Genomic DNA, 25,418 nt, shown 5'->3' on the forward strand with positions numbered 1-25,418 from the left:
CCGGTCGTGGATGATCATCGATGGTGCAGGGCATCCGCGGGTCCGACAGCGAAGAGACCGAGCCGACGGCCGATTCCGGCGGCTTCGGGTTTCCGGCGCGGCTGTGGAGCTTGCTGGACAAGCACCCGCCGCCGGGTGTCAGGCAAGCACAACGGTGGCGCAGCCCGCTGCGGGGTCCGTGGCTGACATCCGTGTTCGGTTCGGTGCTACTGGTCACGCTGCCGGTCGTCATCGTCACCGGTCTGCTTTCGTACATCGCCTACGGACCCCGGTTCGGCCAAGCCATCCCGGGCGACGTCGGTTGGCTCAAGCTGCCCACGTTCGATTGGCCCACCAACCCGTCATGGCTGTATCGGCTGACCCAAGGACTGCACGTCGGGCTCGGGCTGGTCCTGATCCCGGTGGTGCTCGCCAAGCTCTGGTCGGTGATACCGAGGCTGTTCGCATGGCCGCCGGCCCGATCGATAGCCCAACTGCTGGAACGGGTTTCGCTGCTGATGCTGGTCGGGGGCGTCCTGTTCGAGATCGTGACGGGTGTGCTGAACATCCAGTACGACTACATCTTCGGATTCAGCTTCTACACCGCGCATTACTTCGGCGCGTGGGTGTTCATCGCCGGATTCGTCGTGCATATCGCGATCAAGATCCCGACCATGTGGTCGGGCCTGCGCTCGATCGCACCGCGCGACGTCCTGCGCACCCGGCGTGCGAACACTGCAGCCCAGGCGTGGGAGCCGGACGGGCTGGTCGCCGCGGACCCGCACCCCGCGACGATGAGCCGCCGCGGGGCGCTCGCGCTGGTGGGTGGCGGCGCGCTGTTCATGGCCGTCATCACCGCGGGCCAGACGCTGGGTGGTTTCGCGCGACCCGCCGCGCTGCTGCTGCCGCGTGGGCGCACCCGTGGCGACGGGCCCAGCGACTTCGAGATCAACCGAACCGCGGTAGTCGCCGGCATTTCCGCCGAGAACACCGGCGAGCGCTGGCGGCTCACCCTGACCGGCGGTCCCCGCCGCGTGGTGCTGGACCGCGTGGCGCTGCTGGCCATGCCGCAGCACACCGCCGTCCTGCCGATCGCCTGCGTGGAAGGCTGGTCGACCACCCAGACCTGGACCGGGGTGCGGCTGGCGGACCTGACCCGGCTCGCCGGCGTTCCCACGCCGGAGTCGGCGCTCGTCTCATCGCTGGAGCGCTCCGGCGCATTCGGCCGAGCGACACTGCAGCGGAACCAGGTGCTGCACCCCGACGCGCTGCTGGCATTGCGCGTCAACGGCGCCGACCTGTCCCCGGATCACGGCTTCCCGGCGCGCATCATCGTGCCGGCGCTGCCCGGGGTGCACAACACCAAGTGGGTGGAGTCGATAGCCTTCCGGGCGGCCGCAAATGTCTAGCGCCCGAGCGGGTTTCGCAAAGCTCTACGGGTCTCGCCCGGTGCATCTGCTGACCCTGATCGCCGGGTTTGCGCTCTTGGGCTACGTCGTGGTCATGATCAAACCGGTCGCACTGTGGAACCCACAAGTGTGGTGGCAGTCGATAATCGTGTGGTTCGCCGCCGCCATCGTCGCCCACGACCTGGTGTTGTTCCCGATCTATGCGTTTTTCGACGGGCTGCTCTCTCGGACCGTTGTCCGGCCCGCAACGCCGCCGGCGATCAACTACATCCGGGTGCCCGCGCTGGGTGCGGGGCTGACGCTGCTGGTGTTCCTTCCGGGCATCATCAAGCAGGGCGGCGCCACCTATTCGGCTGCCACCGGTCAGACGCAGGACCCCTTTCTGGGGCGCTGGCTCCTGCTGACTGCGGCGCTGTTCGGGGTCAGCGCCACGATCTACGCGATCCGCGTGGCGACGGCGCGCCGGCGCACTGACGCGGCCGACCTAGATGTCGGCGATGATGTGTAGCCGCCGGGCGCTGTACTCGGTGTCGGAGATCGCGCCTCTGGCGTGCAGTTCGTCCAGCTGCCTGAGGCGCTCGGAAAGCGGCGGCTCGGAGAGCGGGAGCGCGGCCGGGTGGGCGTGGGCGCCGCCGTTGTGCTGCAGGGTCGCGCTCTTCGTGCTCCACCCCGAGCCCAGTTCGATAAGCCGCAGGGCGAACAGCACGCCGGCGCCGGTGACGGGCAGGCCGAGGTAGAGCATCCACCCCAACGGCACGCCGGCTCGGCTCAGCGCGAAATAGCGTGTCAGCAGCACTACCGCAAGCATCCCGCCGGCCAGTAGCACGACGACCTTGCTTCTCATTGGCGATGTACCTCCGGGTAGGTCGCTGCGGGGTCACAGCGTTGGTGGGGCAAGTGCAAACGCCCCGTGGCGCTACCGATCCCAAAGCGCACTGGGCAGACTTCACCGTGGGGGACCGCCCTTGGAGGATTCTTGGCGATTTCTATGAGTGTTCTTTCAAGTCCGCGCGCGCTCTGCGCATCGCGCGGCGAGTAACTAAAGTGGGGAGGCGTGGGAAACGGACAGGCCAGGACTGCGGCGGCGCTGTGTGCCTGCGGGGCCGCGCTGGTCCTGGCCTTCGGTTGGTCGGCCGGCGACGCGGCCATTTCGGTCGCATCTTCATCGAGCGTGACGCCGGCGCCGCCGACCCCTGGTGGGGCCTTGCCGGTGCAGCCCGTCGGCGGGGGCGGTTGCATCATCGGCCTCAACTGCGGCTGCACTCAGCACTGCCACCAGCCGCCGCGCCCGCGTCCACCCGCGATTGCCGGTGACCCGCAGCACGCCGCTCCGGCTCCGGCGCCGCAGAACCCCTAGCGGGCGTCACCGGGCGGGGCCGCCCGTGGGCTTCCCTATCATCTGCTCATGCAGACCGTGGGCCCGCCGGCATTCACCGACGAGGATCCGGCCCGGTTCCGGGCCGCGGGCTATTGGTCTGACACGACGCTGTCGGACGCGGTGCGTAGCAACGCCGAAGGGTCACCGGACCGCTTCGCCTACGTCGACCATCCGGGGACGGCGCTGACGTGGCGTGAATTCGACCGGGCGGCAAGCGATCTGGCCGAACAGCTGGCCGGGGCGGGGATATCGCCCGGCGGCCGGGTGGCGGTGTGGCACGGTGACTCCGCCGCCCTGCACGTGCTGTTCGTGGCGATCGAGCGGTGCGGGGCCGTCGTCGTCGGTGTCGGGGCGCGCGCCGGCACCCGTGAGGTCACGGCGATACTGCGCGGCGCGCAGCCGGACATCCTGATCAGCGATCAGCGGCGCGGCGGGGAAGCGGCGACTGTCGCCCACGAGCTTTCGCTGCCCACCCTGGTCTTGAGCGGTGACGCCGGCGCGCCGCGACTGAACATCCGGGTGGCGCCCAGGGCGCTTACCGGCGAGTCCCGACTCGGGCCAGACGATGTCTTCCTCATCAACTCCACGTCCGGGACCACCGGCGTGCCCAAGTGTGTGGTGCACACCCAGAATCGTTGGTACTACTTCCACCAGAAGGCCGTCGCCAACGGGCGGCTGACGCCGGAGGACACGTTCCTGCCCGTCATACCGACGCCATTCGGCTTCGGACTGTGGACCAGCCACACCACGCCGATCTATCTCGGCGGCACCGCGGTGATCCTGGAACGGTTCAGCACGAGGGCGACCTGCGAGGCGATATCCCGGCACAAGGTCAGCGTGTTGTGTTGTGTCAGCACACAATTGACCATGCTGATGGCCGACCCCGCCACCCGCGGGTACGACCTGAGTTCGCTGCGCGTCGTGTTCACCGGCGGCGAGGCGCTGCCATACCGGCCGGCGGTCGAGTTCGAGGAGCTCACCGGTGCGACGATTCTGCAGTTCTACGGCTCGAACGAAACCGGGATGCTGAGCGCGACCACGATCGATGACCCACGCGAACGCCGGCTGCGCACCGGTGGCCGGATCGTCCCCGAGATGGCCGTCCGGCTCTTCGACGGGGAACGGGACGTCACCGCGACGGGACGGGGCCAGCCCGCATGCCGCGGCCCCGCGACCAGCCTCGGCTACCTCGGCGGGACCGACCACGACAAGCTGTTCACCCGCGACGGGTGGATGCGCATGGGCGACATCTGCGAAATCGACGCGGACGGCTATCTGACCGTCACCGGGCGAACCTCCGACTTCATCCTGCGCGGCGGCAAGAACATCAGCGCGACCCAGGTCGAAGATGCCGTCACAACCCACCCCGCCGTCGCGGTGGCGGCCGCCGTGGCGATGCCCGATCCGGTGTTCGGCGAAAAGGTCTGCCTCTACGCCGAACTCGTCGACGCGGCCACCCTGGACCTGCCCGCGCTGGTCGAACACCTGCTGTCGCTGGGAGTGTCGAAGGAGCTACTGCCCGAGCGACTGATCGTCGTCGATGAGCTGCCACGATCTTCCGGCGGGAAGGTTGCCAAAGGCCGGCTGCGCGAGGATATTCGAGCCAGAACGGAGGCCTCATGACGAATGCCCCTAACCCGCGCCGGGGCGGCCTGGAAGTGTGGGCGCCTTCGGTGGTCCCGCCGATCGGCGTCGAGCTGTCCGAGGAGCAGGCGCTCGCGGTGGCTTTCCGCCACCTGGCCGGCATCGGATTCGCCGAGAACATGGCGGGACACATCACCTGGCAGCCGGACGGACAGACGCAGATGTTCGTCAATCCGTGGGGGCTGTGGTGGCAGGAAATCACCGCGTCCGATATCTGCGTCGTCGACGCCGACGCCCAAGTGTTGCGCGGGCGTTGGGATGTCACTCCGGCCATCCACATCCACACCGAGCTGCACCGCGTCCGCGACGACGCCCGGGTAGTCATCCACAATCACCCGTACTACGTCTGCGTGCTCGCGGCGCTGGGCAGGCTGCCCGAATTGGTGCACCAGACCGGTTCGTTGTTCCTCGATGACCTGTGCCTGGTGGACACCTACGACGGCGAGATCGACAGCCCCGGCCGCGCGGCCGAACTGGCGGCCCGCATCGGGCCCGCGAACCTGACCATCCTGGCCAACCACGGCGTCATCGCCACCGGCCGCAATCTGCCCGAAGCCGTCTACCGGGCGGCGTCGATCGAACGGGTATGCAAGCTGGCCTACGACGTGCTGCTCACCGGCATCCAGCCGGTGGCCATGAAGTGGTCCGACATGGCGGGCATGCAGCGGTCGCTCGTCGAACGCGCCGCAGACGTGTACTGGGCGGGGGCGGCCAGGATGACCATCAAGGCCGACCCCGATGTGCTGAAGTGATGAGCGTGCATCCTGGGCGGCGACACGCCGACAGGCGTCGCCGTCGCCGCACACTGAACTCCGTCACCACACACTCAACGACGCCATCCCGCAAGGAGATTGACGAGTGAAATCGATCGACGAGCTGGCCGCCGACCTGAGCTTCACCACCGCGAAGACGGGCGAACAGCGCTCGGTCACCTTCCTGCCGGACCCGCCCCGCGCACCCCGGCGCTACACGGTGCTCTCGGTCGACGACCACATCGTCGAGCCGCCGGACACCTTCACCGGGCGGCTGCCGCGCAAGTTCACCGACCGCGCGCCCAGAGTCGTGGAGACCGACAGCGGGGGCCAGACCTGGGTCTACGACGGCCGGGAACTACCCAACGTCGGGTTCAACGCGGTCGTCGGCCGGCCGGTGGCGGAGTACGGCTTCGAGCCGGTCCGGTTCGACGAAATGCGCAGGGGCGCCTGGGATATCCACGAGCGCGTCAAGGACATGGACCTCAACGGCATCTACGCCTCGCTCAATTTCCCGTCCTTCCTGCCCGGGTTCGCCGGCCAGCGGTTGCAGCAGGTGACCACTGACCGCGACCTGGCGCTGGCCTCGGTGCGCGCATGGAACGATTGGCACCTCGAGGTCTGGGCGGGCTCATATCCCGAGCGCATCATTCCCTGCCAGCTGCCGTGGTTGCTTGACCCCGAGCTCGGCGCGAAGATGATCTACGAGAATGCCGAGCGTGGATTCCACGCCGTCACCTTCAGCGAGAACCCGGCGATGTTGGGACTGCCGAGCATCCACTCCAAACATTGGGACCCGATGATGGCGGCGTGCGCCGAGACGGACACCGTCGTGAACCTGCACATCGGCTCGTCGGGGTCCTCGCCGTCCACCACCGAGGACGCGCCGCCGGACGTGCAGGGCGTCTTGTTCTTCGCCTACGCGATCTCGGCGGCGGTCGACTGGCTGTATTCCGGCTTGCCCAGCAGGTTCCCCGACCTGAAGATCTGTCTGTCGGAAGGCGGAATAGGCTGGGTCGCCGGCCTGCTAGATCGCCTCGACCACATGCTCAGCTACCACGCGATGTACGGCACCTGGCAGACGCTGGGCGAAAGCCTCACTCCGGCAGAGGTTTTCACGCGAAATTTCTGGTTCTGCGCGGTGGAGGACAAGTCGTCGTTCGTGCAGCGCGACCGGATCGGCGTGGACAACATCATGCTGGAAGCCGACTACCCGCATTGCGACTCCACCTGGCCACACACCCAGCGGACGGTCCACGAACAGATCGGTGACCTGCCCGAGGACGTCATTCGCAAGTTCAGTTGGGAGAACGCCTCTCGCCTGTACCGCCACCCCGTTCCGGAAGAAGTGCAGCGCGATCCCGAGGCGTTCTGAACGCGGGCGAGTCCGCGCGGGGGAGTCGCCTGCGCGAAATTTGAGCGACGTTCCATCGACGCCGCCTCTGGCGTACGCTACGTTAAGTACGTACTGAACGTACGTGGGGGAGGGTCCGTGTCGCCGGAAGAGTCCGAGTTCGTCGATCGCCTCGGCCTGTTCTTCGAGTTGCTCGGCGCAACCCGCACCATGGGCCGGGTTTATGGCTGGCTCCTGATCTCTCATCCGCCCCAGCAGTCGTTGACCCAGCTGGCCGACGCGTTATCGGTCAGCAAGGCCTCCATCAGTACGGTTGCCCGCCAGCTGCTGGAGGGCGGCATGGTGGAGCGGTTGCCGAGCCCGGACCGTCAACACCTCTACCGGGTCACGCCCGGCGGCTTCACCAGTGTCCTGGAAACGCAGCTGTCTCTCATGCGGCTGGGGATCGAGCCCGCCGAGTTCGCGCTTTCCGTGCTCGGCGAGGACCGTGCCGAACAGCGGCAGCGCGTCGAGGATTTCCGCGATTTCTGCGAATTCTGCACCCATGCCTACCGCGACCAGCTCATGCAGATGTGGACCGAATATCGGGCGGCAAGGAGAAAGCCATGACTACGGCCAAAGTCGATTTCAGTTCCGTCCGCTGGGGCTCGGTGGAGTGGACGAACCTTGTCACACTGTACCTGCGCGCTCATGAAAGCCGTTCCCGCCGACCAATTTTGGGTGACACGGCGGCCGCGGAGGCGGTCGACCGGATCGACTACGACTTCAAGAGGATCCATCGCAGCTCGCTGCCGGTGTCGAACCAGTACCTGGTCGCGTTGCGGGCGAAAGCGCTCGACGATTGGTGCGCGGACTTTTTGCGGCGTCACCCCGACGCGGTGGTCCTGCACCTGGGTTGCGGCCTCGACGGCCGCGCTTTCCGGCTCGACGTACCGCATTCGGTTTCGTGGTTCGACATCGACCAACCAGGTGTCATCGAGCTGCGGCGGCGACTCTACGACGATACGGAGTGCTACCGGATGATCGGCTCGTCGGTGACCGATCCGAAGTGGCTGGAGCAGATCCCGACCGGCCGGCCCACGTTGGTGGTCGCCGAGGGCCTGCTGATGTATTTGACCGAGCCGCAGGTGCGGCAGCTGCTGCAGCGGCTGACCGATCGATTCGATTGCGGCGAAATGCAGTTCGACACGCTCTCGGCCCTGGCGCCCCTGCTGTCGAGGCTTTTCACCAGGGGGATCATCAAGTGGGGCATCCGCGACGCGCGGGTGCTACAGACGTGGAACCCGAGGTTGCGGTTGGTCGAGCAGGCGCCCGCGCTGGCGGACTACCGAAAAATCGAATCGACGGCGGTGCGGTGGATGTACAAGCTGACGTGCGCATCGCCCGGCGGCAAGTACGACGTGCTGAACCGCTTCGAGTTCTGACGGCGTCACAACCCGGAAGCCAGCCGCCGCAGGATGTCGGACGTGGGTTCGGCGGTGGCGCTGCGGTATCCGGTGCCGGCCCACAGGTGGACATAGTCGGGCTTTCCCGCCGCGGCCGCGGCTTTGCGCAGCGGGCTGGTGAGGTAGTGGATGGCGGGATAGCCCAGCGGCGCCTGAGCCTCGTGGGCATCGATGAACGTGTTGCGCAGCCCGCGGGCGGGGCGCCCGGTGAAGGCGTGCGTGAGCACCGTCTCGCTGTAGGCGGGATCGGTCAGGGCTGCCTGATGCGTGGCCGAGGCGCCGCTTTCGTCGGCGCGCAGCAGGATCGTGCCGACCGCGGCCGCCGCGGCCCCCGCGCGGATCACCTCGGCAACGGCGCCGGGGGAGGCGAGCCCGCCGGCGGCGATCACCGGCAGCGGCACCGTCGCGACGATCCGTTCGACCAGTTCGGCGATCGGCACCGGCGTCAACGGCTTGCGCGGCGAGAGCGTGCCCGAGTGACCGCCGGCGGCCGCCCCCTGAACGGCGAGCATGTCCACCCCGGCGTCGCGCGCCTGCACCGCCTCCTGGGGGGTGGTCACCGTCTGCACCACGACGGAGCCCGCCTTGCGCAGCGCCGCGATCACGCCGTCCGACGGGATGCCGAAGGTGAACGACACCATCGGAACCGGGTCGTCGAGCAGCAGCGCGATCTTCTCGTCGAACTTGTCGGTGTCCTCGACGGGCCCCGCGGGCAGCGTCACACCGAACTGGTCGGCGTCGCGCTGAACGATAGCGGCATACGCCCGATACGCCTCGGGATCAACCGGTAGCGGATTGGGCGCAAAGAGGTTGATACCGAATGGGATTCCCTCGGAGCGAATTTGTTTGAGCTCCGCCTCGACGGCCTCCACGGTCTTGTAGCCGGCGGCGAGCATGCCCAGGCCGCCCGCACGATTCGCGGCCGACACCATCGCGGGGGTGGTCGGGCCGCCCGCCATCGGGGCGGCGACCAGCGGAATGGACATCCCGAACTGTGCCAGCATCTCAAAGCCCTTCCGGTGTCGCAGTGTCGCGGGCGCGGAGATCGCCGCCTTGACAATAACGACGTGCCGTTGCGGCAGCATTCCGCCCGGGGGCGGGACCTGGCAGGATGCTTGAGCGTGAAGAGGCCTAACTTCCTCGTGATAGTGGCGGACGACCTCGGGTTTTCCGATATCGGCGCGTTCGGCGGCGAAATCGAGACGCCCAATCTCGATCGGCTCGCCCACGCGGGGGTCCGGTTCACCGATTTCCACTCCGCGCCCGCGTGCTCGCCCACCCGGGCCATGCTGCTGACGGGAACGGACCACCACATCGCCGGGATCGGCACCATGCTGGAGGTCGCGGGGCCGGCGTTCCGCGGCGCACCCGGCTATGAGGGTTATCTGAACGACCGGGTCGTGGCGTTGCCCGAGCTGCTGCGCGACGCCGGATACCTGACGCTCATGTCGGGCAAGTGGCACCTGGGCGCGACCATCGAGACATCGCCGTCGGCGCGCGGCTTCGAGCGCTCGTTTGCCTTGCTGCCGGCGGGGGCCAGCCATTACGGGGGCCGGGCGGCCGGCGGATTCTCGCCCATTCCAACGCTTTACACCGAGGACGATCGGTTCGTCACGGTCGGGGACGACTTCTACTCGTCGGACTTCTACACCGACAAGCTGTTGCAGTACCTGCGCGAGCGCGCACCCGGCGAGGACCGGCCCTTCTTCGCTTATCTGCCGTTCCAGGCGCCGCACTGGCCGCTGCAGGCGCCGGACGAATCCATCGCGAAATACCGTGGCCGCTACGACGCCGGTCCGGATGCGCTCCGCGAGGAGCGACTGGCGGCCCTCAAGCGGCTGGGCCTGTGCCCGCCGGACGTCGAGGCGCATCCGGTCGTCGCCGACGACGCCCCCGAGTGGGCGGACATGACCGACGAACAGCGCGCGGTATCTGCCCGCAGCATGGAGGTCTACGCCGGGATGGTCGACCGGATGGACTGGAATATCGGCAGGGTGATCGAATACCTTTCGGACAGCGGCGAACTCGACGACACCGTCGTTATCTTCCTGTCTGACAACGGTGCCGAAGGTGCCATTGTCGAAGCGATGCCGCTCCACGGTGCGCGTATCGCAGCGCAGATCGAAAAGCATTGCGACAACAGCGTCGACAACCTCGGCCGGCCCTCCTCGTTTATCTGGTACGGACCGCGATGGGCACAAGCCGCCACCGCGCCGTCGCGGCTGCACAAGGCGTTCACCACCGAGGGCGGGATCCGGGTGGTCGGCTTCGTCACCTGGCCCGGCTTTGACCGGCAACGAGACGTCGGGACCGCGTTCAGCACCGTCATGGACATCGCCCCGACGGTGCTGGAACTGGCGGGGGCCGCGCATCCCGGCGCGGCCTATCGCGGACGCGAGGTGGCACCGATGCGCGGCCGCTCCATGGTGCCGTATCTGTCGGGAGGCGCGGAGACCGTGCATGACGCCGAGACCGGCACGGGCTGGGAGTTGTTCGGCCGCCGTGCGATTCGCCAGGGGGACTGGAAGGCGCTGCACCTGCCCGCACCATACGGTCCGGGCAGCTGGCAGCTCTACGACCTCGCCACCGATCCGGGCGAGATCCACGACCTCGCCGGCTCGCACCCAGACAAACTGGCCGAACTGCTGACGTTGTGGGATCGCTACGTCGAGGAAAATGGCGTCATCCTCGATCCCGTCTCGGTGTTCGACGTCGAGTTTGACCTCTGATGGCTGAGACAACCTCGTGTGCGATCGTCGGTGGCGGCCCGGCCGGAATGGTCCTAGGGCTGCTACTGGCGCGGGCGGGTGTCCAAGTCACGCTGATGGAGAAGCACGGTGACTTCCTGCGGGACTTCCGCGGCGACACGGTCCACCCGACCACCATGCGGTTGCTCGACGAACTGGGCCTGTGGGAACCGTTCGCGGCCTTGCCCTTTACCGAGGTCCGCACCGCGAAACTCGAATCCAACGGGCAGGCGGTGACATACGTCGACTTCGAGCGGTTGCGCCAGCCCCACCCCTTCGTCGCGATGGTGCCGCAGTGGGACTTGCTCAAGCTCCTCGCCGGTGCGGCACAGGAGGAGCCGAGCTTCTCACTGCGGATGAACACCGAAGTCACCGGGCTCCTGTGGGAGGGCGGCAGGGTTGCCGGTGTGCGCTACCGCGGGCCCGAGGGGCCGGGCGAATTGCGGGCCGAGTTGACCGTCGCCTGCGACGGCCGCTGGTCGGTCGTTCGGCACGAGGCCGGACTGAAGGCGCGCGAACACCCGGTGAGGTTCGACGTGTGGTGGTTTCGGTTGCCGCACAAGGAAGACACCGAATACTCCTTTTTGCCCCGCCTTGGTCCGGGCAAGGGGCTCGCGGTGATCCCACGGGAGGGTTACTTCCAGATCGCCTACCTCGGGCCGAAGGGCACCGACGCCCAGCTGCGGGCGCGCGGCATAGACGCGTTCCGGCGCGACGTCGAAGAGTTGCTACCGGATATGCCGGAGTCGGTCGCGGCGCTGCAATCCATGGACGACGTCAAACATCTGGACGTGCACGTGAATCGGTTGCGGCGCTGGCACACCGACGGGCTGCTGTGCATCGGGGATGCGGCGCACGCGATGTCGCCGCTGGGCGGGGTCGGGATCAACCTGGCCATCCAGGATGCTGTCGCGGCCGCGACCGTACTGGCCGAACCGCTGCGACGACACCGCGTCGGTGATCGCGAACTCGCCGCGGTCCACCGCCGCCGCGTGTTCCCCACGGTGGTGACCCAACTCGTGCAGCAAGTGTTGCACCACATGTTGCTCGGGCCGTTGTTGCGCGGCGCGGACCCCACGCCGCCCGCGGCGCTGCTGGGCCTGATGAAGCGGCTGCCGTGGCTGTCGGCCGTGCCGGCCTACTTCGTCGGCGTCGGCGTGCGGCCCGAGCATGCGCCGGCATTCGCGCGCCGCGCGCCCGGGCCCCGTGCTGGCTGAGTCAGCGTCCCGGACGCGTCCGCCGCCCACCGAATCCGGATCCCCTTGCCGGCCGCGGAGGCGGTTTGACTTTTCGTGAGCGGGGGTAACCATCTTGTGACATTTTCGAGGTCGCGAAATTGGTTCTGCCTCCGCGGTTCGGACCCCGCCAATGGCGAGCCATAGACCGAGAGGAGGCCAGCAATGAATCTCAAGAACTTCGCAGGTAAGGCCATCGTCGCCGGCGCATTGAGCGCGGCGGCACTGAACCTCGGAACCGGTATGGCGCAGGCCCACCCGGGACCGTGGCCGCCGCCGGTTCCGCCGGGTCCACACGTCGTCGACAATGGTCATTGGAATCCGCTGCCGCCTGGGCAGGTCAAGCAGATTTGTCCCTGGCAGGCGCCGCCCGGTCAGTGGGTTGGCGGGCCGCACGGCGTTCCGTGCACCTGATCTCCGCAGAATTCATGCACGATTGCCGCGCGGCGTCGCCGTCCATGCCGATGCCGAGTCCAGCCTCTCTCGTGCTGACGTCATGAGGGCCGGCTGGCCAATTGGGCCAATTGCGCTGCGCCCTCGGCGGTTTGGGTGGTCAACGCGATCCGCCCGGAGGCGACCTGGTCTTCGATGATCGGGGCCTCCAGAACGAGATTGTCGCGGATAAAGGCCACGTGGTCCTTGAGATGCGCGGCGGTGTAGGACGCCCACGCGGTCGCCGACGGTGGGTCCAGGGTCAGGGTCACGTCGTAGAAACCCGCGGTCAGCGACTTCGGTGGGTCCACGTGTAGCAGCCCGAGCTGCATGCTCTCCGGGCCGAGCATGTACAACGTGGTCCGGGCGATATCACAGGTGGTGAGCGCATCCGTCGGTGCCGCCACCCGATTCGCGTCCGGGCACTTCTCGGGGCTGGTCGGTTGAGACTTGTTCACCGGCCGGACGGGCAACGGTGCAATCTTCACAATCGGAGTGGGCGATGCGGTTGTGGTGGCCGACGGGGTGGTGGTGGTCGTGGTCGATGTGGTGGGCGCGCCCTGATGGCGCGTCGGGCTGCAGCCGCATATCAGCACCGCGAGCAGGCCGGTGCACGCCAACGAAACGGCCGTGACGCGCCCTCGGCGGCGCGCGCAGCGATGCCTCCCCACGCCCTCTGTCTCTTCACTCCGACGTCCAATCATCGGACCATTGTTCCAGTCGAACACACGCCGTCCCGCCGATGCCTGATAGTCGTTGCATCGCAGACGTTTTCGTGCGGGGCGGGGAAAGCCCGCCTGGTGGCCCACCGGCCCGCCGTCATAGGCGATCAGACCGGCCCTTTACCGACACTACGAATATAGAGTAAGGTCTCGGTCCGAGACGGATTGCCATGGACAAACGCCGAAAACCTAATCCCGGGGAGCGCCGCCGCGACTTGTGCGACGTGGCGATTCAATTGTTGGCCGACGACGGGGCCAAGGGATTGAGCCACCTCAAAGTCGACCGCAAAGCCGGCGTGCCCGACGGCACCACGTCGTTCTACTTTCGCACCCGCTCGGCGCTGCTGCGCGCCGTGGCCGAGCGGTTGGCCGAGCTCGACCTCGCCGACCTACAGTCCGTGGCCGACGACTCCGACGGCCGGGGCGACAACCCCTCGCCCTCGCGACTGTCCCAGGTGGTCATTCGATCCGGTAGCGAGCCGCAATTGTTCCGGACCAAGGCGCGCTACGAGCTGACCATGCAGGCCGCCCGCGACCCGTCGCTGGCCGCGATCCTGCAGCGGGCCACGGACGAATTCACCAAACTGCACCGCGAAATCCTGGTCCAGCTGATGCCGCACGGCGCGGACCTGGACCCCGCCGTGGTCGAGGATCTGAGCAATGTGACGTTGACGTTCATCAACGGGCTGCTGGTGCGGTTCGCGCACGGCGACCGGATCGTCGACAGCCCCGAGCAGCTCGACGGCATCTTGTCGGCCATCGCCGCCGGCATTCTGCGGAGCCCGCAGCAGGGCCGGCTGACCGAAACGGCCCGCCGGCGCACCACGGGCCGGGACCGGGCGACGGCGTTCGGCTGAGCGGGCCGAACATGCGTGAATCGGTGGCGGGTGATGCGGCATGGGGTCTTGCCAGACCATTCGCCGTATGGTTCTCTACGAGAATAGAGTTAGGCCGTGCTGACGGGCCGATTTCAGCCCAGCCCATGCGAATGTCACAGCAACGCAATTAAGCGGAGTGTATAAATTGCCCCGAACCGGATCCAGGGCTGCCAGGCCCTCGGCATGCCGGTAAAAGGCAGCGGTAGGAGGGATTTCGTGACGACGAGCACCGATAGCCATGTGCGATTCGACCCGTACGACGTCGAGCTGATTGCCGACCCATATCCCATGTTCAAGCGCCTGCGTGACGAGGCGCCGCTTTACTACAACTCCGAATACGACTTCTACGCGCTGAGCCGATTCGCCGATGTAAACAAGGCCATCATCGACTACGGCACTTACAGCTCCGCTCGGGGCGTGATCATGGAACTGATCAAGGCCAACCTCGAGATCCCGTCCGGCATGTTGATCTTCGAAGACCCGCCGATCCACGACGTGCACCGCAAGCTGCTGTCGCGCATGTTCACCCCCCGCAAGATCGCGGCGTTGGAGCCGATGATCCGCGAGTTCTGCGCGCAATCGCTGGACCCACTGGTGGGGACGGGGCGGTTCGACTTCGTCACCGACCTTGGCGCGATCATGCCGATGAAGGTCATCAGCGCACTGCTCGGGATTCCCGAAGAAGATCAGGAGTACATCCGCGATCGCGGCAACGCCCAACTACGCACCGAGCCCGGCAAGCCGATGAGTGCCGCCGAGCACGGCTTGTCAGTGGGCGAGCAGTTCGAGGCCTATATCGACTGGCGTGCCGACAATCCGTCCGACGACATCATGACCGAGCTGCTGAACGTCGAGTTCGTCGACGAAACCGGCACCACGCGGCGGCTGAGGCGTGAAGAGATCTTGGTCTACCTCAACGTGGTGGCCGGAGCGGGAAACGAAACGACAACGCGGCTTATCGGTTGGGCGGGCAAAGTTCTCGCGGAGCACCCCGACCAGCGTCGCGAGCTCGTCGAGAACCCCGGACTCATCCCGCAGGCCATCGAGGAGCTGCTGCGCTTCGAGCCCCCCGCGCCGCACATGGCACGCTATGTAACTCGCGACGTCAGCCTCTATGGCCAGACGGTGCCGGAAGGCAGCGTCATGCTGATGCTTCTCGGGTCGGCCTGCCGCGACGAGCGGCAGTTCGGTCCCGACGCAGGCGAATTCAACATTCATCGCGCCGCCCGGCCGCACCTCACGTTCAGCGTCGGCGCCCACTTCTGCTTGGGTTCGGCGCTGGCCCGGCTGGAAGGCCGGGTCGCCCTCGAGGAGATCCTCAAGCGCTTCCCGGAGTGGGAGCCCGATCTGGCCAACGCAAAGCTGAGCCCGACGTCGTCGGTGCGAGGCTGGGAAACCCTGCCCACCGTGGTGCCCTGATGACCGGGAGCGTTGAGGGCCGGGTAGCGGGAAAGGTCGCGTTCGTCAGCGGCGCGGCCCGCGGCCAGGGCCGCAGCCACGCGGTGCGCTTGGCGCAGGAGGGTGCCGACATCATCGCGATCGACGTCTGCGGGCCGATCGAGAACCTGGCGTACCCGCACTCGACGCCGGAGGACCTGGCCGAGACGGCCGATTTGGTGAAGGCCCAGGACCGTCGGATCGTCACCGCGCAGGTGGACGTCCGCGACTACGACGCGCTGAAATCCGCCGTGGACGCCGGTGTGGAACAACTCGGGCGGCTCGACATCATCGTCGCGAACGCGGGTGTGGGTACCGACGGCAGGAAGCTGCACAAGATCCGCGAGAACGTCTGGCAGGACATGATCGACATCAACCTGAGCGGCGTCTGGCATACGGTCAAAGCGGGCGTCCCACACCTACTTTCGGGTGGTCGCGGCGGATCGATCGTGCTCACCAGCTCGGTCGGCGGACACAAGGCCTACCCGAACACCGGCCACTACGTCGCCGCCAAGCACGGCGTCATCGGCCTGATGCGTGCGTTCGCCGTCGAGCTGGGCCAGCACATGATCCGCGTCAACGCCGTGCTACCCACCCAGGTGGGCACCACGATGGTGATGAACGACAACACGTTCCGCTTGTTTCGCCCAGACCTGGAAAATCCGGGCCCCGACGACTTCGCCCCCATATCCCAGATGATGCACACCCTGCCGGTGCCCTGGGTGGACGCCGCGGACATCAGCAACGCGGTCCTGTTCCTCGCCTCTGACGAATCTCGTTATGTCACCGGCGTTTCGCTTCCCGTCGACGCGGGCAGCTTGCTCAAATAAACGCTAATTCAAGAGAAGTTGGAGAAGACGATGCCCGAATACGATTACGAAGAAATGAAAAAGGAAGCTGAGCAGTACATCAAGTTCGAGAAGGACAAGAAGAACCGGATCGCTTACATCACCTTCAACCGCCCCGAGGAGCTCAACTCCACCACGTTGGGTATGCGGCAGAACTACGCCGACCTGATCCACAAGTGCAACGTGGACGACGACGTCAAGGTCGTCGTGATCCGTGGCGAGGGAGATGATTTCGGAAGCGGCGGCGACCTGCCCGAGCAGCGGGGGATGCTCGAGAACCCTGGCATGCCGCTACTGCACGAGGTGGCCATCAACGATGACGACGTCAAGTACCCGCCCGGCGGATCGTACCGCTACCTGTCGACCGTCACCGACTTCTACGCCAAGGCCCGCGCGGGAAACCGCCCGCTGCAGGAGCTGCGCAAGATCAGCATCATCGAGGCCAAGGGCTACTGCTACGGCTGGCACTTCTACCAGGCCGGCGACGCCGACCTGGTGGTCTCGTCCGACGACGCCCTCTTCGGCCACCCGGCGTTTCGCTACGTGGGTTGGGGACCGCGGCTGTGGTGGTGGGCCGAGACGATGGGTCTGCGCAAGTTCTCCGAAATGCTCTTCACCGGAAGGCCGTTCAGCGCCAAGGAGATGTACGAGTGCGGCTTCGTCAACAGCGTGGTGCCGCGGGAGAAGCTGGAAGAAGAGACGCTGAAATACGCGATGGCCTGCTCACGTTCCCGCCCGACCGACACCGTAGCGGTGCAGAAGACCTTCCTGGAGCTCTACAAGCAGCACAAGGGTGAATACTTCGGCAGCCTGCTCACCGGAATGGTCGAGGGCATGCTGCCGATGATCCAAAACGACGCGGAGGAAGTGGACCTGACCGCGGGCACCTTCGAGAAGGGCCTCAACAACGTGGTGAAGGACAACGACCTGAACTTCCCGCCCGAGTGGCGGCTGAGCCGCTCGGGACGCGCGAAGCCCTGACCGTCAGAGCTCGCATGTCGGCGCTGACCGGTTTCCGGGTCGTCGAGCTGGCCGGGTCCGTCGCGGGGGAGTACTGCGGAAAGTTGTTGGCCGACTTCGGTGCCGAGGTCCTCAAGGTCGAGGCGCCGGAGTGCGGCAGCCCGACGCGCGCGATGGCGCCCATCGTCGCCGACGGTCCCGAGGGCAGCGGGCTGTTCGCGTATCTCAACACCAACAAGCAGTCCGTCGTGCTGGATCTCCGTTCCGCCGCCGATGTCGACACGCTGCACCGGCTCGTCGGCAGCGCGGACGCGGTCATCGACGACGGGGCCTTCGATTGGGCCACCGGCTGGGCGCGGCTGCACCCGGACGTGGTGTTCTGTTCGATTACCCCGTTCGGGCGGGACGCGCCCACCGAGTTCGGCAATGCCAAGAGCATCAACGTGTTCCACGCCAGCGGTTGGGGATACCACACGCCCAGCCACCCCGACCCGGCCAAGCCGCCACTGCAGGGGCCGGGTCGATTCCTGGCCGACTACGAAGCCGGACTGGACGCCGCGCTGTGCGTGACGGCGGCGCTCTTCGGGCGTCTGCACAGCGGACACGGCGATTCCATCGACGTCTCCGAACAGGCGGTGCTGGCCTCCCGCGCCGACTGCATCATCGGCCGGTTCGTCACCGGTGAGGTGACCGCCGAAGGCCACCGCGGCGACTACGACCAGGCGGGCCCGGCTGCGTTTTTCGCATGCGCCGGCGGCTTCGTCTTCCTGTACATGACCAGCCGCGCCCACTGGCTCGGCCTGAAAGAACTCATGGGGCACCCGGAGTGGCTGGACGCTTTTCACGACGACTGGCTGGAGTTTTCCGTTACCCCGGAGAAGGTGGCCGCATTCCAGCGGGGCTTTGCCGCGTGGATCCGGCACCTTGCCAAGGACGACGCGTCCGATCGAGCCCAGCGCCTGGGCGTGCCGCTGGTGCCGGTGAACGGCGCCGCGGACCTGCATGATTCGCCGCAGTACCGGCACCGGGGATTCTTCCAGCAGGTTCGGCACCCCGTGTTGGGCGACGCGGCGTATCCGACGGTGCCATACGCGTTCAGTGCGTCACCGGCTCGAATCACCTCCGCCGCACCGGCCCTCGGCGAGCACACCGGGCAGATTCTGGGCCTCATCGATACCCCGCGCCCGCGTCCGCGGGTCAAGTCGGCGCAACTCAAGCCGCCGAGGGATCCGCGCGGTGGGCCGCTGCAAGGGGTTCGGGTCGTCGAGCTCACCAAGGTGTGGGCCGGGCCCTACGCGGGCAAGCTGCTGGCGATGCTGGGCGCCGAGGTCATCAAGGTTGAAACCGCGGGCAGCCCCGAGGAGATGCGCGCCTACGGCGGCACCGACGTCAACCACGCGCCGTACTTCCTCAGCATCAATCCCGAAATCCTCAGTGTCGACCTCGATATCAAGTCCACCGAGGGCATGAGGCAGCTGCGTGAGCTGGTCGCCCGCAGCGACATCGTGATCAACAACCTGCACCCGGGCGCGATGGAACGCCAGGGCCTGGGCCATGCGCAGCTGATCGAGATCAAGGCGGACATCATCTCCGTGTCGATCAAGATGTGGGGCAACGACGGGCCGCTCGGCCATCAAACCGGTTACGCGCCATGCTTCGCCGCCCTGGCCGGGCTCGCCCCGCTGGTCGGCTATCGCGGCGGACCGCCCCTCGGGACGAGCATGCGCTACGGCGACTCGACCGTCGGCGCGGCGGCCGCGTACGCCGCGGTGGTCGCATTACTGCACCGCGAACTCACCGGCGCCGGGCAGTTCGTCGACCTGTCGGCAGTGGAAACCCTGTCATCGATGATCGGCGACCGTCTGCTCGAACACGCCCTCACCGGACAAGCCTTCGCGCCCGGCGGCAATGACCATCCGGACCTGTGCCCGCATGGCTGCTACCCGTGCGCGGACGGTGGCTGGATCACGGTGGCCGTCGCCGACGACTTGCAGTGGCGCGGGTTGTGCGACGTGCTCGGCGCGGGATCGCTGGCCCGAGAACGCCGCTACGCCACCATGGCGGGGCGACGGTGCGACACCGAGACGCTCGATGCCTGCCTCGCGCAACTCACCCGGTGCCATCGGGCCGAGCAACTGGCGGACCGATTGCGCGCGGCGGGTGTCCCGGCCGGCAAGAGCGCCACCTCTCTCGACGTGATCGGCGATCAACGACTGTGGGACCGCGAGCTGTTCAGGTTCGTCAGCGACCATCGAGAGGGCCAGCGCCCGATCGTTGGGCCATCCTGGCGGATGGTCGGCGGCCAGGCGCGCATCGCCCGCGGCGCGCCGGACTTGGGCGAGCACACCGAGTACCTGCTACACGAGATACTGGGCGCATGACGGGGACACTCGCACATACCGCGGCCCTGGTCACTGGCGCGAGTAGCGGCATCGGGGCCGCGACGGCCAAAGCGCTCGCCGCGGAAGGCGCGGCGGTGGCCCTGCTCGCGCGTCGCGCGGACCGGCTCGCCGAGTTGCAAGCCGATATCGAATCCGCCGGTGGCACAGCGCTGTCCGTGGCGGCCGACGTCACCGACGCCGAACAGGTGTCGGCGGCCGTGCAGCGCGCCGTCGCGCAGTTCGGCCGGCTCGACACCGTGGTGAACAACGCCGGACTGATGCAATCCGGCCCGGCGGCCGAGGCGTCGCTGCAGGATTGGGACGCCATGGTGACGGTCAACGTGCAAGGCGTCCTGTACGTCACCCGCGCGGCGCTCCCGCACCTGATCGATGCCGCCGCCAACTCGCCGCGCGGTGTCGCCGATCTGGTCACCATCAGTTCGACCGCCGGATGGGTGGCCCGGCCGAACACCGCGGTCTATTCGCTGACGAAGTTCGGGGTGAACGCATTCAGCGAGGGCATTCGGCAGGAGGTGCTCGGGCAGCGGGTCCGGGTTGGCGTGGTGGGCCCGGGAACGGTCGATACCGAAATCTTCGACCATCTCGCCGAATCGTCGCGGGAGGCGTTCGAGCGCCAGACCGCCGGCATGGTCAAGTTGCGCCCCGAAGACATCGCCGACGCGGTGCTGTTCATGGTGACCCGGGACCGCCGGGTGGCCGTCAACCACATGCTGGTGCGCGCCGCCGAACAAACGTGGTAAGCAATTGACTCCACATTGGGCCGTGGGCGACCAGTACGGGTTGGCGATCCCGGCCGACCCTGCGGCGCTGGAAAGCGGCGCGGCGCCGTTCCTTACCGCGGCGTTTCTCGCCTCGGGCGCGTTGCGGGACAACGGCATCGCGCGGGTTACCGAGTTTGCCGAAGTGGCAGGCGGCAGCACGGGGCGCAAGGCGATCCTCTCCGTCGAATACGCCGGGCCCGCCCCGGAACTGCCCGCCGACTTGTTCGTCAAGTTCTCGCGCGACTTCGACGACCGGACGCGCGATCGCGGCAAGACCCAAATGGAACCCGAAGTGCGATTCGCCGCGCTGTCCTGTGCGCCCGAATTTCCGATCGCCGTACCCCGGGTGCTGTTCGCCGACTATCACCGCCAGACGGGCACGGGAATACTGGTCACCGAACGGATCCGATTCGGCGGCAACGGGATCGAACCGCAGTATCACAAGTGCCTCGACTACGAGATGCCCGAACCGCTCGAGCACTACCGAGCGCTGCTCACCGCGCTGGCCCGGCTCGCCGGCACCCATCGATCCGCCAGGCTGCCGGCCGAGTTGACCGCACCCTTCCCGCTGGACGTGGCGGCCGCGACGGTAGGGGATCGTGCGCCGCTCTCCCCGGACAAACTGGAGCGCCGGGTGGACCAACTGACGGAATTCGCCGATCTCCGCCCAGGGCTGCTGCCCGCTTGTTCACCGGAGTTGGTCGCGCGGCTGCGCGCGGATGTGCCACGGTTCGCGCATTACGAGCAGACTGTCGCGGGGCTGCTGACCGATGACTCCGACTATGTCGCGCTGTGCCATTGGAACGCCAATATCGACAACGCATGGTTTTGGCGTGACGGCGACGGCGTTCTGCGCTGCGGGCTGATGGACTGGGGATGCGTCAGCCAAATGAACCTCGGCATGGCGATCTGGGGAGCCATGTCCGGCGCCGAAACCGACCTGTGGGACTCCCATCTCGACGAGCTGCTACAGCTGTTCGTCACCGAGTTCCATCGTTGCGGCGGCCCGCAACTCGATCCGGTTCGATTGCGCCGACACACGCTGTTGTACGCGACGGCGATGGGCGTCGCCTGGCTGCTGGGCGTGCCGGCGTTGATCCGCAAGCGATTCGAAGCCATACCGGACAGTCGACGCCATCCGCTGATCAGGAACGACGAGAGCGTGCGCGCCCCGTTGCAGATGCTCTCGAACCTGCTGTTCCTGTGGGACCGGCATTGCGTCGGGGATCTGCTCGACGCCGCGCTTGCGGAGTGGAGCACCTGAGCTAAGGCCCGTCGTCGTCTTCGTCCCGGAGCAGCTTCTCCGGATGATGAAAACTGTTGGTACGGGGCTGGCCTCGATCCAGATGCGGGGGTGGGATCCATTCGGTGTCACCCTTTGCGTTCTTGCGGGTGCTCCAGCCGCCGGGTTTGAGCAGGCGGTGATGCGGTCCGCAGGCGAAGGTGAGGTTCTCGGCATCAGTGCGGCGGCACTTGGCCCAGTCGGCGACGTGGTGGACCTCGGAGAGGTAGCCGGGCACGGTGCAGCCGGGAGCCGAGCAGCCCCGGCCTTTGGCGTAGAGGACGATGCGCTGACCGCGGGCGGCAAGCCGTTTGGTGTGATATAGCGCCAGCGCCTTGCCATTGTCGAAGACGGCTAGATAGTGGAGGGCGTGGCGGGCCAGCCGGATCACATCGCTCATCGGCAGCATGCTGCCGCCGCCGGTCAAACCCCTGCCGGCTGCGGCCTCCAGATCTTGTAGCGTCGTGGTGATGACGATCGATGCGGGTAACCCGTTGTGCTGGCCCAATTTTCCCGAGGCGAGCAACGCCCTGAGCCCCGCATTGAGTCCATCGTGGTTGCGTTGCGTAGCCGAGCGGGCGTCGCGGTCGATCGTCTCTTGGCTGGGGGCGCCATCCACGCAAGGGGTGTCCTCGAGCGGGTTGCACATGCCGGGCGCGGCCAGTTTGGCCAACACCGCCTCCACGGTGGCCCGTAGTTCGGGGGTGATCATGCCGCGCAACTCGGACATTCCATCAGGGCCTTGCTTGCCCAGGGTGAGGCCGCGACGGCGGGCGCGGTCGTCGTCGGTGTAGGTGCCGTCGGGGTTCAGGCAATCGGCGACATGATCGGCGAGCTGGGCCAATTGTTCGGGGCGGTAGTTCATTCCGTGAGCGACGAGGTCGGCTTCGACGGACTGGCGGGTGGCGAAGTCCACCCAGCCGGGCAGCTGACGGAAGAACCGGCGGATCACCATCACCTGTCCGGTGCCCAGCTTTCCGTCTCGTTGGGCGTCAGCGGTTGCGGCAAGGATCGGCGCCAAGGGCTCCCCGGTCAGCCCGCGCCGCGGCCCGAGGTCGGTGGCTTCTTTCACGCGGCGTGACGCCTCCGCGCGGCTGATCAACGTGGCCTCGGCGATGGCACGCGGCAGCGTGCCGCCGAGCTCTTCGGGGGTGGCCTTGTGGGCCAGGGAATTGATCAGCGGGTGCTCGATGGCGGGCAGCCGGCGGCGCACGCTTTCGCAGTGTTCCAACATCGCCAGCTGCTCGCGGGTGGCCAGGGCGTCGCAGTCCGACCTGACCAGATCGTCGACCGCAGCATTGATGACTGCAAAGGCCGCCGACAACGCCTCCGGGTCAACACTCATACCTCGAAACTATCGGGACCCACCGACAAAAAACGCGGTCCTGAGACCGCTGAAACTGAAGTGACGCAAGTGAATTCAGCAAGCCCACGCCGGGCTGGTGGTCATCACGTCGACGCCGCCTTCGGTGATGTGGACGGTGTCGCGCCGGAACACCGCTCCGACACCCTCTTCCCAGACATACCCGGTGATCGCCAACACCATGCCCGGCTCCAGCTCGTCGCGTTCGCCTGCGGCCAACAGTGTTTCGGACACCACCGGGGGATCGGAGCCCAGCCCCAAGCCGTGTGCGATCGGCATCGGCGGAATCGGTTCTCCGGCCGCCTGATAGGCGGCCACCAAGTCGGAGGTGGGAGCGCCGGGCCGACAGGCCGCAAGCATGTTGTCGTACAACACATCCGAGCGGCCGAATAGCGTATGGGGAGAATCACCGGCCGGCCAGGTCCGACCCACCTCCGCGACGTATCCGTTCGCCAGGGCCCCCGCGGCGAACGCGACCAGATCACCCGGGCGTACCTCGCCCGAATCGGCACGGCGCCAGGGGTATTCCTTCGACGTCACCCAGGCGGCGTCCTGCGTGGCTGGCGTGCTCACCCCGCCCGCGGCCATGGCCTGCATCATCGCCCCGGCCAGCGTCCGCTCCGACACTCCCGGCGCGAATTCGGCCAGGGCGGCGGCAAGTCCGCGTTCGGCGACCCGAAGTGCGGGGCCCATCGCCGCGATTTCATCGGGAGTCTTGACGCGCCGCGCCGCGCGCATCGCCACCTCCGCGTCGACGAGCTCGGCATTGGGGAACGCCTCGGGCAGCAGCGCGGCGAAAGTGGGTGTGATCGCATCGGTTCCGACCCGCCGGGCCCTATCGGCCCCGTCGATCTTCTTCAGCACGTCGATGAGCGTCATCGGGTTCCAGGCCAGCCCGTAGAGGTGATCGTGCCCGATCTCCTCCGGAACCCCCTCGTCATCGGTGCTATTGAGGTAGATGTCCCCGGAGGCGCGCACTACGACACACATGGGACCGAACGGCCGCGTCCCGGCTATCCAGAGCTGCGGTGCGCCGGTGACGTAACGAATGTTGGCCTGCCGCCCGAGCACCAGGATGTCGAGCCCTTGTGCGTCCATTTGCGCCAGCGCCCGTTCCCGACGACCCGTCCGCAATGCGCGGGGGTCGGGCAAAACCTCAGTCGCCATAAGGGGCATAGGGGTAGTCGGTGATCGGCAGGTAGCCGTCTTCGGTGATCACCACGATCTCCTCACTGCGGTAGCCGCCTGTCCCGTCCTCCCACACCACGGGTTCCAGAACCAGAACCATCCCGGGTGAGAAGACGAAGTTGTCGTCGAATTCTTCGCCGAGATCCGTTCCGATCATGGGCGCTTCGGCGGGGTAGGTGCCGATGCCGTGGCCTAGATAGAAATGCGGCAACCACGGTTTGCGGCCACCGTTGGCGGCGATTGCCGCCCGCGCCAGATCGCCGGAAGTGACACCGGCTTTGGTCACGGCGAGCACCGCATCCAGGATGGCACGCCATTGCCGGAACTGATCCTGCTGCCGCGGCGTGGGCTGTTCGCCGACAACCCAGGTCCGGCCGAAATCGGAGCAGTATCCGAGGTAGGTCATGCTGATATCGGTCCAGAGCACATCACCGGCGGCGAGTTCACGATCGGTGGGCAACAGCGGCAACGCAAGATCGCCATGGGTCGTCCAGACTCCGGCTTCGCGCGAACTGGGCATGACCTGCCAGATGGCCTCCAGCATGTTGGTGGTGGCGCCCAGCTCGAAGGCGCGACGCACCAGCGTGGCCGAGAGATCGATCTGCCGCACTCCCGGCGCCAGGGCCCCCTGCACGTCCACGATCGCTTCCTCGGTGATGCGGGCCGCCCGGCGAAGGCAGGACAGCTCATCCCGTGTCTTCACCAACTGCGCGGCACCAACCACGATCGCCGCATCCGTCGGCGCGCCCGCGGGGAACAGCTTGGGGCCGGCCCTGCGCATCGCCCCGGTCAATTCGTCGACGGCGATGTTCGCACCCGGGGGGATCAGTCCCGCTAGCTCGCGCGCGAATTGCTCTACCCCATGGTCGAATTCGAGGTAGACCGGGCCGTGCAGGTGGTCGTCAGGCACCGGTGGCCGCGCGGACGCACCGCCGCGGAACGGCATGAACAGGTGCGGGTGTTCGTCGTCGGCGAGCACGACCGCGACCGGGCGCTCCACGTGCGAGAGGCCCGCGTCCACCAGGGGCCAGCTGGCCCCCGTCGCGTACCCGACGTAGCCGTTCATCAGCAGGATCAGCGCGTCGACGCCGTGGTCGGCCATCGCGGACCGCAGGCGCGCCCCGGTCTCCGCGCGCATGCGCGCCCGATCCGGTTCATCGGGTATGTCGATCACAGAGCCACGTGCTGTGGAAGAAGTCATC

At 67.2% G+C, this 25,418-nt stretch carries 23 protein-coding genes; 17 read left to right on the forward strand and 6 right to left on the reverse strand.

The genetic code is table 11. The annotated features are described in order from the left end of the window. The first annotated feature begins 20 nt into the window (after positions 1-20). The gene (locus A5756_RS15475; RefSeq protein ID WP_082959060.1) at positions 21-1,388 is read left to right on the forward strand and encodes a molybdopterin-dependent oxidoreductase; all 1,368 of its coding nucleotides are present in this window, start codon (positions 21-23) and stop codon (positions 1,386-1,388) included. Further along, complete coding sequence (locus A5756_RS15480) at positions 1,381-1,896, forward strand: hypothetical protein (protein WP_066953762.1); 516 nt, start codon at positions 1,381-1,383, stop codon at positions 1,894-1,896. The genes A5756_RS15475 and A5756_RS15480 overlap by 8 nt, the downstream gene beginning before the upstream one ends. Here the strand turns inward: A5756_RS15480 and A5756_RS15485 are convergent. Further along, the gene (locus A5756_RS15485) at positions 1,873-2,232 is read right to left on the reverse strand and encodes an SHOCT domain-containing protein (protein WP_066953765.1); all 360 of its coding nucleotides are present in this window, start codon (positions 2,230-2,232) and stop codon (positions 1,873-1,875) included. The two genes, A5756_RS15480 and A5756_RS15485, sit on opposite strands and share 24 nt — an antisense overlap. Positions 2,233-2,793: 561 nt before the next feature. Between A5756_RS15485 and A5756_RS15490 the strand changes: the two genes are divergently transcribed. The 5 genes from A5756_RS15490 (at position 2,794) to A5756_RS15510 (ending at position 7,940) form a co-directional block, all read left to right on the forward strand. After that, positions 2,794-4,389, forward strand: a complete 1,596-nt coding sequence (locus A5756_RS15490) for a class I adenylate-forming enzyme family protein (protein WP_066953769.1) — start codon at positions 2,794-2,796, stop codon at positions 4,387-4,389. Then, a complete protein-coding gene (locus A5756_RS15495) occupies positions 4,386-5,162 on the forward strand; it encodes a class II aldolase/adducin family protein (RefSeq protein WP_197505378.1) in 777 nt (258 codons plus the stop codon). Before A5756_RS15490 ends, A5756_RS15495 begins: the two co-directional genes overlap by 4 nt. A gap of 106 nt (positions 5,163-5,268) precedes the next feature. Further along, positions 5,269-6,537, forward strand: coding sequence for an amidohydrolase family protein (locus A5756_RS15500; RefSeq protein ID WP_066953772.1), 1,269 nt, complete (start codon positions 5,269-5,271; stop codon positions 6,535-6,537). A 117-nt stretch (positions 6,538-6,654) separates the two neighbouring features. Further along, complete coding sequence (locus A5756_RS15505) at positions 6,655-7,125, forward strand: GbsR/MarR family transcriptional regulator (protein WP_066953775.1); 471 nt, start codon at positions 6,655-6,657, stop codon at positions 7,123-7,125. Continuing rightward, on the forward strand, positions 7,122-7,940 hold the full coding sequence (locus A5756_RS15510; protein ID WP_066953779.1) for a class I SAM-dependent methyltransferase: 819 nt from the start codon (positions 7,122-7,124) through the stop codon (positions 7,938-7,940). The genes A5756_RS15505 and A5756_RS15510 overlap by 4 nt, the downstream gene beginning before the upstream one ends. A gap of 5 nt (positions 7,941-7,945) precedes the next feature. Here the strand turns inward: A5756_RS15510 and A5756_RS15515 are convergent, their stop codons facing one another. Further along, positions 7,946-8,965, reverse strand: coding sequence for a nitronate monooxygenase family protein (locus A5756_RS15515; protein WP_066953987.1), 1,020 nt, complete (start codon positions 8,963-8,965; stop codon positions 7,946-7,948). A gap of 117 nt (positions 8,966-9,082) precedes the next feature. Between A5756_RS15515 and A5756_RS15520 the strand changes: the two genes are divergently transcribed. The 3 genes from A5756_RS15520 (at position 9,083) to A5756_RS25500 (ending at position 12,357) form a co-directional block, all read left to right on the forward strand. Beyond that, positions 9,083-10,690 carry an arylsulfatase gene (locus A5756_RS15520; RefSeq protein ID WP_066953783.1) on the forward strand — a complete coding sequence of 536 codons (1,608 nt, stop codon included), beginning with the start codon at positions 9,083-9,085 and terminating at the stop codon, positions 10,688-10,690. Continuing rightward, positions 10,690-11,925 carry an FAD-dependent oxidoreductase gene (locus tag A5756_RS15525; RefSeq protein ID WP_066953786.1) on the forward strand — a complete coding sequence of 412 codons (1,236 nt, stop codon included), beginning with the start codon at positions 10,690-10,692 and terminating at the stop codon, positions 11,923-11,925. Before A5756_RS15520 ends, A5756_RS15525 begins: the two co-directional genes overlap by 1 nt. 183 nt (positions 11,926-12,108) lie before the next feature. Further along, positions 12,109-12,357 (forward strand): hypothetical protein, encoded by a 249-nt coding sequence (locus A5756_RS25500; protein WP_082960042.1) that lies wholly within the window; start codon positions 12,109-12,111, stop codon positions 12,355-12,357. A gap of 80 nt (positions 12,358-12,437) precedes the next feature. Here the strand turns inward: A5756_RS25500 and A5756_RS15530 are convergent, their stop codons facing one another. Then, positions 12,438-12,863, reverse strand: a complete 426-nt coding sequence (locus A5756_RS15530; RefSeq protein ID WP_066953990.1) for a preprotein translocase subunit SecD — start codon at positions 12,861-12,863, stop codon at positions 12,438-12,440. A gap of 404 nt (positions 12,864-13,267) precedes the next feature. Between A5756_RS15530 and A5756_RS15535 the strand changes: the two genes are divergently transcribed. The 7 genes from A5756_RS15535 to A5756_RS15565 all read left to right on the forward strand — a co-directional run bounded on the left by A5756_RS15535 (position 13,268) and on the right by A5756_RS15565 (position 21,647). Next, the gene (locus A5756_RS15535; protein WP_066953789.1) at positions 13,268-13,954 is read left to right on the forward strand and encodes a TetR/AcrR family transcriptional regulator; all 687 of its coding nucleotides are present in this window, start codon (positions 13,268-13,270) and stop codon (positions 13,952-13,954) included. A 237-nt stretch (positions 13,955-14,191) separates the two neighbouring features. Continuing rightward, on the forward strand, positions 14,192-15,394 hold the full coding sequence (locus tag A5756_RS15540) for a cytochrome P450 (RefSeq protein WP_066953792.1): 1,203 nt from the start codon (positions 14,192-14,194) through the stop codon (positions 15,392-15,394). Beyond that, the gene (locus A5756_RS15545) at positions 15,394-16,242 is read left to right on the forward strand and encodes a mycofactocin-coupled SDR family oxidoreductase (RefSeq protein ID WP_066953795.1); all 849 of its coding nucleotides are present in this window, start codon (positions 15,394-15,396) and stop codon (positions 16,240-16,242) included. The genes A5756_RS15540 and A5756_RS15545 overlap by 1 nt, the downstream gene beginning before the upstream one ends. A gap of 30 nt (positions 16,243-16,272) precedes the next feature. Continuing rightward, positions 16,273-17,241, forward strand: a complete 969-nt coding sequence (locus tag A5756_RS15550) for an enoyl-CoA hydratase/isomerase family protein (protein ID WP_066953798.1) — start codon at positions 16,273-16,275, stop codon at positions 17,239-17,241. A 14-nt stretch (positions 17,242-17,255) separates the two neighbouring features. Beyond that, positions 17,256-19,601: a CaiB/BaiF CoA-transferase family protein gene (locus tag A5756_RS15555; RefSeq protein ID WP_066953993.1), complete on the forward strand. Its 2,346-nt coding sequence runs from the start codon at positions 17,256-17,258 to the stop codon at positions 19,599-19,601. Then, positions 19,598-20,362, forward strand: a complete 765-nt coding sequence (locus A5756_RS15560; protein WP_066953801.1) for an SDR family NAD(P)-dependent oxidoreductase — start codon at positions 19,598-19,600, stop codon at positions 20,360-20,362. Before A5756_RS15555 ends, A5756_RS15560 begins: the two co-directional genes overlap by 4 nt. Before the next feature lie 4 nt (positions 20,363-20,366). Further along, positions 20,367-21,647: a hypothetical protein gene (locus A5756_RS15565; protein WP_066953804.1), complete on the forward strand. Its 1,281-nt coding sequence runs from the start codon at positions 20,367-20,369 to the stop codon at positions 21,645-21,647. Position 21,648: 1 nt separating this feature from the next. On the opposite strand, the gene A5756_RS15570 is transcribed toward A5756_RS15565, so the two are convergent. From A5756_RS15570 to A5756_RS15580, 3 genes are all read right to left on the reverse strand, one after another. After that, a complete protein-coding gene (locus tag A5756_RS15570) occupies positions 21,649-23,010 on the reverse strand; it encodes an HNH endonuclease signature motif containing protein (protein ID WP_066953807.1) in 1,362 nt (453 codons plus the stop codon). Positions 23,011-23,085: 75 nt separating this feature from the next. Then, entirely contained in the window at positions 23,086-24,195 is a 1,110-nt protein-coding gene (locus tag A5756_RS15575) for a Xaa-Pro peptidase family protein (RefSeq protein WP_066953810.1), read from the reverse strand. Then, positions 24,185-25,417: a Xaa-Pro peptidase family protein gene (locus A5756_RS15580; protein ID WP_066953813.1), complete on the reverse strand. Its 1,233-nt coding sequence runs from the start codon at positions 25,415-25,417 to the stop codon at positions 24,185-24,187. The genes A5756_RS15575 and A5756_RS15580 overlap by 11 nt, the downstream gene beginning before the upstream one ends. Position 25,418 lies beyond the last annotated feature (1 nt).

This window comes from Mycobacterium sp. 852002-53434_SCH5985345, assembly GCF_001667155.1.
Lineage (GTDB): Bacteria > Actinomycetota > Actinomycetes > Mycobacteriales > Mycobacteriaceae > Mycobacterium.

Bases quoted from the DNA above. Each gene is read 5' to 3' on its own strand.
- A5756_RS15550 (WP_066953798.1), top strand. From the start codon at position 16,273: ATGCCCGAATACGATTACGAAGAAATGAAAAAGGAAGCTGAGCAGTAC.
- A5756_RS15560 (WP_066953801.1), top strand. From the start codon at position 19,598: ATGACGGGGACACTCGCACATACCGCGGCCCTGGTCACTGGCGCGAGT.
- A5756_RS15515 (WP_066953987.1), bottom strand. From the start codon at position 8,965: ATGCTGGCACAGTTCGGGATGTCCATTCCGCTGGTCGCCGCCCCGATG.
- A5756_RS15475 (WP_082959060.1), top strand. From the start codon at position 21: ATGGTGCAGGGCATCCGCGGGTCCGACAGCGAAGAGACCGAGCCGACG.
- A5756_RS25500 (WP_082960042.1), top strand. From the start codon at position 12,109: ATGAATCTCAAGAACTTCGCAGGTAAGGCCATCGTCGCCGGCGCATTG.
- A5756_RS15535 (WP_066953789.1), top strand. From the start codon at position 13,268: ATGGACAAACGCCGAAAACCTAATCCCGGGGAGCGCCGCCGCGACTTG.
- A5756_RS15525 (WP_066953786.1), top strand. From the start codon at position 10,690: ATGGCTGAGACAACCTCGTGTGCGATCGTCGGTGGCGGCCCGGCCGGA.
- A5756_RS15480 (WP_066953762.1), top strand. From the start codon at position 1,381: ATGTCTAGCGCCCGAGCGGGTTTCGCAAAGCTCTACGGGTCTCGCCCG.
- A5756_RS15490 (WP_066953769.1), top strand. From the start codon at position 2,794: ATGCAGACCGTGGGCCCGCCGGCATTCACCGACGAGGATCCGGCCCGG.
- A5756_RS15485 (WP_066953765.1), bottom strand. From the start codon at position 2,232: ATGAGAAGCAAGGTCGTCGTGCTACTGGCCGGCGGGATGCTTGCGGTA.
- A5756_RS15545 (WP_066953795.1), top strand. From the start codon at position 15,394: ATGACCGGGAGCGTTGAGGGCCGGGTAGCGGGAAAGGTCGCGTTCGTC.
- A5756_RS15495 (WP_197505378.1), top strand. From the start codon at position 4,386: ATGACGAATGCCCCTAACCCGCGCCGGGGCGGCCTGGAAGTGTGGGCG.
- A5756_RS15580 (WP_066953813.1), bottom strand. From the start codon at position 25,417: ATGACTTCTTCCACAGCACGTGGCTCTGTGATCGACATACCCGATGAA.
- A5756_RS15575 (WP_066953810.1), bottom strand. From the start codon at position 24,195: ATGGCGACTGAGGTTTTGCCCGACCCCCGCGCATTGCGGACGGGTCGT.
- A5756_RS15510 (WP_066953779.1), top strand. From the start codon at position 7,122: ATGACTACGGCCAAAGTCGATTTCAGTTCCGTCCGCTGGGGCTCGGTG.
- A5756_RS15555 (WP_066953993.1), top strand. From the start codon at position 17,256: ATGTCGGCGCTGACCGGTTTCCGGGTCGTCGAGCTGGCCGGGTCCGTC.
- A5756_RS15570 (WP_066953807.1), bottom strand. From the start codon at position 23,010: ATGAGTGTTGACCCGGAGGCGTTGTCGGCGGCCTTTGCAGTCATCAAT.